At 63.8% G+C, this 7,824-nt stretch carries 7 protein-coding genes; 3 read left to right on the top strand and 4 right to left on the bottom strand.

Annotated elements, in window-relative coordinates:
• Positions 1–269: 269 nt before the first annotated feature.
• Positions 270–818, top strand: coding sequence for a YceI family protein (locus A5740_RS05875; protein WP_076192289.1), 549 nt, complete (start codon positions 270–272; stop codon positions 816–818).
• Between the two features lie 94 nt (positions 819–912).
• Here the strand turns inward: A5740_RS05875 and ctaD are convergent, their stop codons facing one another.
• Positions 913–2,616 (bottom strand): cytochrome c oxidase subunit I, encoded by a 1,704-nt coding sequence (gene ctaD / locus A5740_RS05870; protein WP_076192287.1) that lies wholly within the window; start codon positions 2,614–2,616, stop codon positions 913–915.
• Positions 2,617–2,673: 57 nt separating this feature from the next.
• Here ctaD and fdxA point away from each other — a divergent pair, with 57 nt between their 5' ends.
• Both fdxA and A5740_RS05860 read left to right on the top strand, forming a co-directional pair.
• Complete coding sequence (gene fdxA / locus A5740_RS05865) at positions 2,674–3,015, top strand: ferredoxin (protein ID WP_076192286.1); 342 nt, start codon at positions 2,674–2,676, stop codon at positions 3,013–3,015.
• 169 nt (positions 3,016–3,184) lie between these two features.
• Positions 3,185–3,868 (top strand): ANTAR domain-containing protein, encoded by a 684-nt coding sequence (locus A5740_RS05860; protein WP_076192291.1) that lies wholly within the window; start codon positions 3,185–3,187, stop codon positions 3,866–3,868.
• A gap of 9 nt (positions 3,869–3,877) precedes the next feature.
• Here A5740_RS05860 and A5740_RS05855 read toward each other — a convergent pair whose 3' ends face one another.
• From A5740_RS05855 to A5740_RS05845, 3 genes are read right to left on the bottom strand one after another with little or no spacing between them, the layout of a single operon-like run.
• Positions 3,878–4,678 carry a slipin family protein gene (locus A5740_RS05855; RefSeq protein ID WP_076192284.1) on the bottom strand — a complete coding sequence of 267 codons (801 nt, stop codon included), beginning with the start codon at positions 4,676–4,678 and terminating at the stop codon, positions 3,878–3,880.
• The gene (locus A5740_RS05850; RefSeq protein WP_076192283.1) at positions 4,675–5,301 is read right to left on the bottom strand and encodes a hypothetical protein; all 627 of its coding nucleotides are present in this window, start codon (positions 5,299–5,301) and stop codon (positions 4,675–4,677) included. Before A5740_RS05850 ends, A5740_RS05855 begins: the two co-directional genes overlap by 4 nt.
• A complete protein-coding gene (locus A5740_RS05845) occupies positions 5,298–7,610 on the bottom strand; it encodes a nitric-oxide reductase large subunit (RefSeq protein ID WP_076192281.1) in 2,313 nt (770 codons plus the stop codon). Before A5740_RS05845 ends, A5740_RS05850 begins: the two co-directional genes overlap by 4 nt.
• Positions 7,611–7,824 lie beyond the last annotated feature (214 nt).

Raw genomic sequence — 7,824 nt, 5'->3', positions numbered from 1 at the left:
GCGGCTCATCGACCAGCATCTCGCAGCAAGTCCCACGAACCCAACAACAAAACGCTGATAGGAATCATTAGCGTGCGGGTCTGCGGCCCGCCACGCCGTAATTCGTCGGCAACTTCGTCGCTTTCGTCGAGCTTGCGCGTGCCGCTACTGCCGGCCCGATTCCACGCTGGAGAACTTTGTGTACGGTCCGGGAATTAAATCGGACCACGGTCCGGTTAGTGGAGAGTGAGGGTGCCGGATCGACCGGCCCGCAGAACCGAGGAGACGCCATGACCGCAGCAGTAGCCACCGACCTGACCGCAGGAACCTGGGCCATCGACCCGGTGCATTCATCGGTCAACTTTTCGGTGCGCCATCTCATGGTGAGCAAGGTTCGCGGCAGTTTCGAGACGTTCAGCGGCGCCATCACCGTCGCCGAGGACGGGACCGCTTCGGTCAGCGCCACCATCGACGTCAACTCCGTCAACACCCGCAACGAGCAGCGCGACGCGCATGTGCGGTCTGCAGACTTCTTCGACGCCGAGAAATACCCGACTGCCACCTTCGTATCGACCGGCGTGCGTCCCGACGGCGACGCCTACCTCGTCGATGGCGACTTCACTCTCAAGGGCGTGACGAAGCCGGTGTCGCTCAAGCTCGAGTACAACGGCGTGAACCCCGGCATGGGGCAGGGTGCCGTGGCCGGGTTCGAGGCCTCGGTGGTGTTGAACCGCAAGGACTTCGGCATCGACATCGACATGCCGCTGGAGGCCGGTGGCGCCGTCGTCGGCGACAAGGTGACCATCACCCTCGACATCGAGGCGCTCAAAGAGGCCTGACCGCCCACCGTTCTGTCACGCTGGGGTGGCGCCCGGGTTCGGGAGTCACTCCAGTGTGACGTCGGCGGCCCCGTTGACGGGCTCGCCGGCGGCTTCAGTGACGACCGATGTGCGATTCAGCTCGCATCCGTTTCACCATGTGGGGGTAATGCAGCTCGAAAGCCGGTCTTTCAGAACGGATTCGGGGCAGTTCGGTGAAGTTGTGCCGCGGCGGTGGGCAACTGGTGGCCCACTCCAGCGAATTGCCGTAACCCCAAGGGTCGTCGACCACGACCGGCTCCCCGTAGCGCCAGCTCTTGAAGACGTTCCACACGAACGGCAGCATCGAAACACCGAGGATGAACGCCCCGATGCTGGACACCACATTGAGTGTGGTGAAGCCGTCGGACGGCAGATAGTCGGCATAACGACGCGGCATGCCTTCATTTCCCAGCCAGTGCTGCACAAGGAATGTGGTGTGAAAACCGATGAACGTCAGCCAGAAATGCACCTTGCCGAGACGCTCGTCGAGCAAGCGTCCGGTGATCTTCGGAAACCAGAAGTACACCCCACCGAAGGACGCGAACACGATCGTGCCGAACAGCACATAGTGGAAGTGCGCGATGAGGAAGTACGTGTCGGTGACATGGAAATCGATCGGGGGGCTGGCCAGCATGACACCCGACAGTCCGCCGAGGAGGAACGTGACCATGAAGCCCACCGAAAAGAGCATCGGCGTCTCGAACGTCAACTGCCCCTTCCACATCGTGCCGATCCAATTGAAGAACTTGATCCCGGTCGGCACTGCGATGAAGTAGGACATCAGCGAGAAGAACGGCAGCAGAACGGCTCCCGTGGCGAACATGTGATGTGCCCACACCGCCATCGACAGGGCGCCGATGCTGATGGTCGCGTAGATCAGGGTGGTGTAGCCGAACAGCGGTTTGCGGGAGAACACGGGGATGATTTCGGTGACGATGCCGAAAAACGGCAGGGCCACCACGTAGACCTCGGGATGGCCGAAGAACCAGAACAGGTGCTGCCAGAGGATCGCCCCGCCGTTGGCTGGATCGTAGATGTGGGCGCCGAGATGCCGGTCGGCCGCCAGGCCGAAGAGGGCCGCAGTCAACAGCGGGAACACCATCAACACCAGCACGCTGGTGACCAGGATGTTCCAGGTGAAGATCGGCATGCGGAACATCACCATGCCGGGCGCGCGCATGCAGACCACGGTGGTGATCATGTTGACTGCCCCGAGAATGGTGCCCAGCCCGGCCACGGCCAGTCCCATGATCCACAGATCGCCTCCGGCACCCGGCGAGTGGATGGCCTCGCTGAGCGGGGCATATCCCGTCCAACCGAAATCGGCAGCGCCGCTGGGCGTGATGAATCCGGACAGCGCGATGAGCGCGCCGAAGACGAAGAGCCAAAACGACAATGCGTTCAACCGTGGGAAGGCCACGTCCGGTGCGCCGATCTGAAGGGGGAGCACGAGGTTGGCGAAGCCGAACACGATAGGGGTGGCGTAGAACAGCAGCATCACCGTGCCATGCATGGTGAACAGTTGGTTGTACTGCTCGTTGGACAGGAACTGCAGCCCGGGTTCGGCGAGTTCGGAGCGCATGAACAGCGCCATCAGTCCGCCGGTGAAGAAGAACACGTAGCAGGCGACCATGTACATGACGCCGATCAGCTTGTGATCGGTGGTGGTGACCAGTTTGTAGATCAGGTGGCCAGGTGGTCCCATCCGCGCGGGGAAGGGACGCGTGACGGTCAGTGTCGCGTCGGTGGTTGTCGGGCGGTTTTCCGCTCTGGTCATCGGCCTCATATGCGCCTCCACCAGTTTTTACAAATCCTCTTGGATAAACTATGAGCCATGACGTACGTAATCGGCAAGCCATGTGTGGATGTCATGGATCGCGCATGTGTCGAAGAATGCCCGGTCGACTGCATCTACGAGGGCGCGCGAGCGCTCTACATCCACCCCGACGAATGCGTGGACTGCGGTGCCTGCGAACCGGTCTGCCCGGTGGAGGCCATCTATTACGAAGATGACCTGCCCGACGAGTTGGTGCCCTACCAGGACGACAACGCGGCGTTCTTCGCCGAGACACTGCCGGGGCGCGACGAGCCGTTGGGCTCACCCGGCGGAGCGGCGAAGCTGGGTCCGGTCGCGGCCGACGCGCCCCTGGTCGCCGGCTTGCCGCCGCAGCAGTGACGAACTTCTGACAGCAGCCCCCGAAGGCGGTCCCGTCGGCTCGAGGTCTGAACCGGCGAGACCTGGGTGAGTGCAGTGGCCGACCGCTGCGCTCACCTACCGCATCCGGTTGCCCGTCCTCGTCACCGATAAACGTGTGGTCGGGGAGGCGAAAGGGAACGATAGGGGGATGACAGAGCTACCGCGACACGAATTGGCCGTCCGCATGGCGGAGCTTGCGCGCACTGTGGCGGCCCCGCGCACGGTTGAGCAGATCCTCGCCGACGTCACCGCAGCGGCGACCGAACTGATCCGTGGGGTGGACACTGCGGGAATTCTGCTTATCGGCGGCGGTGGCAAATTCGAATCGATCGCCGGCACGAGCGATCTGCCGCGCCGGCTCGACGAATTACAGATGATGTACCAGGAGGGGCCCTGCGTGCAGGCGGCGCTCGACGACCTGGTGGTGTGTACCGACGACTTCCGGGAAGAGACGCGGTGGCCGAACTATTCGAAGGCTGCGGTGGAGATCGGTGTGCTCAGCGGAATGTCGTACAAGCTCTACACCGCGGAAAAGACCGCCGGCGCTTTGAATCTGTTCGGGTTCCAGCCCCGAGTGTGGGACGCCGAGGCGGAGACCGTCGGCACGGTTCTCGCTGCGCACGCCGCTGCGGCCCTGTTGGCCAGCAAGCACACCGAACAGCTGACCTCGGCGTTGTCGACGCGTGATCGTATCGGTCAGGCCAAGGGAATCATCATGGAGCGCTACCACGTCGATGACGTGCAAGCCTTCGAGATGCTGCGGCGGCTGTCGCAGGACAGCAACACCAAGCTCATCGACGTCGCCCAGCAGGTCATCGCCACGCGCAGTTAGCCGTCGAGGTCAGTCCCGATGCCGTGCCAACCCGTTGGCGAGTGCATCTCCCAGAGCGGGGTTCTTCAGGAATGGGGTGATGATGTCGACCGGCAATGGGAACACCACCGTCGAATTCTGATCGGCGCCGAGCTCGAGGAGGGTCTGCAGATACCTGAGCTGGAGTGAGGCCGGATTCTTGGACAGGGTTTCGGCGGCCTGCCGCAACTCGTCTGAGGCCTGCAGTTCGCCACGTGCGTTGATCACCTTGGCTCGACGTTCGCGTTCGGCCTCGGCCTCACGCGCCATGGCCCGCTGCATCGACTCCGGGATCTCGACATCCTTGATCTCGACCACGCGCACCTCGACACCCCACCGGGCGCTCTGGGTTTCGATGATGGCCCGCAGATCGACGTTGAGGTCCTCGCGGTGCGCCAGCAGGGTGTCGAGATCGGCGCGACCGAGCAGTGACCGCAATGTGGTCTGGGCAATCTGAGAGGTGGCCACGGCATAGTTCTCTACTGCCAGAATAGCTTTCAGGGGATCGGTGACCTGGAACATCACCACGGCGTTGACCCGGGCCGGCACGTTGTCACGGGTGATGACCTCCTGCGGCGGGATGGTCAAGGTGACCACCCGTTGATCGACACGCACCATCCGGTCGACCAACGGCAAGAGCACCACCAGACCCGGGCCGTACAGCGGACGAGCCCGGCCCATGCGGAAGACCACACCCCGCTCGTACTCGCGCAGCACTTTCAGCGACGTGTAGACCAGCAGCCCCACCACGATCAGCCCCGCCACGGCGAGGAAGAGCCACAATGCGGTCATGGAAACTCCTTCCGGTCAGACCAGCCGCCGCCCCACCGGGTGGCGTAGCGGTCGGTGCCGACGGCTGTGATGTCCTGTTCACCGGTGCGGTGGGGGAGGTGGTCTGGAGCGTTGGCCGGGCTCGCCCACAGATGACGGGCCAGGGGGAGCGCGGCACCGACGACGATCACCGCCGTCACCGTCAACACCACCACGTCGCCGGCACCGTGCTGACCGATCAGCATCGCCACCAGCATGACGAGTGCCAAACCTGCCACCGCACAAGCGATCCCGCGATGGAATTGCCCTGCCTCCGAGTGAGGCCAGGGGTCGATCTCCCGCGTCATCTCCCGACCCTGCCCGGAGCTGGTGCAGGTGGACTTCACCGGGCAGGCATTGCACACCGAGGGTTTGGCCCGATAGCGCATCACCCGGTTGCCCGGGTCGAACGAGGTCGGCCACAACCACTGGTCCTGCGGACACAGCCAGGCATCGTGATCGGCGTGGTAGGTGAAATTGCCGGTGCGCCAACGGGCTGCGCGCATCGAAGCGCGTCGCGCCATCAGGTCGAACCCCCAGGCCACGGCAACCAATGCCAGCGCGTAGCCCGCCATCAGCCAAGCCGCCGTGGTCGGAGGAGTCATGACGTCTCCGTGGCCGGCGCCTGGGCCGGTGTCGGGTTCACCTCGGTGTACAACGGATTTTCGGGGATCTCGTCGGTGACGGGGCCGGACTTGAAATGCCGCAGTGCCTGCAACGCGATCCAGACAAACGGCACCACTCCGCCGACGATGAAGATGACGTCGCCGGGGAAGCGCAACCATTCCAGCACCGAATTGCCGGGCTGCGCGATGTAGCCCAGTGAACGCGCCTCGAAGTAGCCCTCGTTGACCGAGTGGTAGAGCTGCAGCACACCCAGCGGCAACAGGCTGGCGAAGACCATCCAGGCCAGCCCGATGTTGAGGCCCCAGAACGATACTCGGGCCCACTTCTCGGGCCACTTGTCCGCGGGGATGACATACCGGAAGGCGAACATGGCCAGCCCGACGGCGAGCATGCCGTAGACGCCCATCATCGCGGCATGGCCGTGATTGGCGGTCAGTGCGGTGCCAATCTGGTAGTAGGACACGATCGGCAGGTTGATCAGGAAGCCGAAGATGCCCGCACCGACAAAATTCCAGAAGCCCACCGCCACCAGGAACATCACCGCCCACCGATGCGGGAACGGTTTCGAGTCGCCGGTGGTCTGTCGGGACCCCAGTTGCAGGAAGGCCCACGCCTCGACGGTCAGGAACGTCAACGGGATCACCTCGGCGGCGGAGAAAAACGCGCCGAGGGCCATGTGCTCCACCGGGGTTCCGGAGAAGTAGAGGTGGTGCATGGTGCCGATGACGCCGCCGGCCGAATACAGGATCACATCGAGAAAGATCACGCCGAGCGCGATGCGCTGGCTCACCACGCCGAGCATCACGAAGATGTAGGCCACCATCACCGTGGTGAACAGTTCGAGGAAATCCTCCACCCACAGGTGCACCACCCAGAACCGCCAGAAGTCGGCCACGGTCAGGTGGGTGTCGCTGCCGGCGAGCAACCCCACCGCGTAGAACATCGGGATCGCCAAGCCCGAGAAGAAGAACACCCACGGCATGTTCAGCTTGGACTCGTCTTTGAGGCGGGCCCGCATACCGCGCCAGATGATGGCGATCCACACGAACATGCCGACGATCAGCAGGATCTGCCACAGCCTCGGCAGGTCCAGGTACTCCCACTGCTGAGACAACAGCGTGCCCGACGGGATGATCCCGTAGATGGACAGCGCCTCGGAGATCAGCGAGCCCACGACCACCACCACGACGGCGCCGAGCAGGCCGTACGACAGCCAGTGTTGCCGGCGCGGTTCACGCCGGGAAATGAACGGGGTCAAGAAGATTCCGCCAGCGAGGAACGCCGCGGCGGTCCAGAACAAGGCCAGCTGCAGATGCCAGGTGCGGGCCAGGTTGTAGGGCAGGATCGCGGCCAGATCCAGCCCGAAGAAGTTCGACAGGTCGGCCCGATAGTGCTGGACGGCGCCACCGAGCAGGGCTTGGGCGAGGAACAACACCGAAACGATCGCGAAGAACCAGATGGTCGAGCGTTGGGCCGGAGTCAGTGACACCTCGCCGGGCTGACGGAACGACAGGGTGGGTGCCTCGGCGCTGTGCCAGCCGATCTTCTGGCTCCACCGCCCGTACACGGCGAACATGATGCCCGTCCCGCCGAGCAACATGATCAGCGACAGCGTCGACCACACGATCAGCTGGGCGGTGGGCCCGTTGTCGACGCGTGGCTCGCTGGGCCAGTTGTTGGTGTAGCTGTAGTTGTGGCCGGGACGCTCGGCGGCCGATGCCCACGCCGTCCAGGCGAAAAATGCCGTCAGGTCATGGATTTCGGCCGGGTCGGTGATGAGTCGGGGCAACAGCCCGTATTTCGTCGAGTTCTCGCCGAAGAAGTCCGCGTAGTGCTGGGTGATCCGGTCGAACGCCACGGCCTGCCGATCGGTGAACACCAGGGTGCGGGTGTCCGGGTTGAACCGGTTGGTGCGGAATTCGGTGACGACGGCGTCGTGGGTGTCGCCCATGCCGCCCGCCTTCAGTTGCGCGGCCACGTCATCGGTGGCCCGACGCAGATAGTCGGCGGTGTAATCGGGGCCCAGATAGGCGCCGTGACCGACCACCGATCCGTACTCGTGCAATCCGCGCGCCTGGTACAGCTCTTGGCCCCGGGTGATCTCGTCGCCGGTGAACAGCACTCGACCCGACTCGGTGACCACCTTGGCGGGCATGGGCATCGATGCGGTGTAGGTGCGGTAGGCCAGCAGGCCCATGACGAAGAATCCGAAGATCATCACCAGGGCGACGCCTTGAACCCAGCCCTTGCCGATCATCGGCTGCTTGGTTGACTGTTCGACTGCCATGCGCTGACTCCCCCCAACGCAGGTGCGGGGTGAGGGCTGACCCGCACACGCGGAATCGTCGTTGGTGTCAAAATACACCGCGACGGCCCGAGCGTGCGGAAATCGTTGGGAATCAACGGCGTGTCGGCCGACAGACCCGCACGCTAATGATTCCTATCAGCGTTTTGTTGTTGGGTTCGTGGGACTTGCTGCGAGATGCTGGTCGATGAGCCGC

It is taken from the genome of Mycobacterium sp. GA-1841, assembly GCF_001954135.1.
Classification (GTDB): domain Bacteria; phylum Actinomycetota; class Actinomycetes; order Mycobacteriales; family Mycobacteriaceae; genus Mycobacterium.
Note: the sequence above shows the minus strand (reverse complement) of the source record. Positions and strands in the feature narration are given on the sequence as shown.